Source organism: Pseudooceanicola lipolyticus, from assembly GCF_002786325.1.
In the GTDB taxonomy this organism is placed as follows: domain Bacteria; phylum Pseudomonadota; class Alphaproteobacteria; order Rhodobacterales; family Rhodobacteraceae; genus Pseudooceanicola_C; species Pseudooceanicola_C lipolyticus.
Map to the genome: position 1 here is coordinate 1 of NZ_PGTB01000411.1, position 661 is coordinate 661.

Sequence of the window (661 nt, forward strand, 5' to 3'; positions counted from 1 at the left end):
CTGCAAAATATGTGAAAACAAATACAGTGGTGCTATTTATTTTATTTTTATGTATATTTATTTTTATGTTTCTAAAAACATTGTCAAACACAAATTCAGATGTGCAGAAGGCTGTGCATTGCACATTTCTGAACATTATCCCCTTGCTATTAGCTCTGTCTTTACATGTGTAGCGGGGTGTGTGTGTGTGTGTTCATCACCTCGATCATGGCGAAGGCGCAGGCGCAGGTGGCGGCGAGGTTCATGACGGAGGTGGCGCCGCCGCAGGTGGTGTCGGTCATGCGGCGAAGGAAGGCGCCGAGGAGCCTGGACACCATCGCCGAGGACGACAGGGAGCAGCAGCTGGCGTGCGGGTCGCCATCGGACCACGGCCTCGCGACGGCGTGGTCGTCGCTCCAGAGGATACCGACGCCACCGCAGCCGCCGCGGGAGCGCGCAGGTGGGTCCGTGACGAGGGACCTCAGCAAGAACTTCTTGGACGCCCACGGCTGCCAGCAGGCCAGCGGCTGGGAGGGTTTACACATGCTAGGCCACCGGCGAGCCGTGCATGCGCTGGAGCTTCACAAGGTCGGAGCTTGTTGAAGAGGGAAGAGAGAAAATCTAGCTGAGCTGCAGTGAGCTTGTTCGGGAGAAATATATTTGTACCACTTCCACACGTGCG

The 661-nt window shown here is 55.8% G+C and carries 1 protein-coding gene; it reads left to right on the top strand.

Features of this window, described 5'->3' with window-relative positions; all coding sequences use genetic code 11:
- Positions 1-189: 189 nt before the first annotated feature.
- On the top strand, positions 190-582 hold the full coding sequence (locus CVM52_RS28245) for a hypothetical protein (RefSeq protein ID WP_133120027.1): 393 nt from the start codon (positions 190-192) through the stop codon (positions 580-582).
- The last annotated feature ends 79 nt before the right edge of the window (positions 583-661 follow it).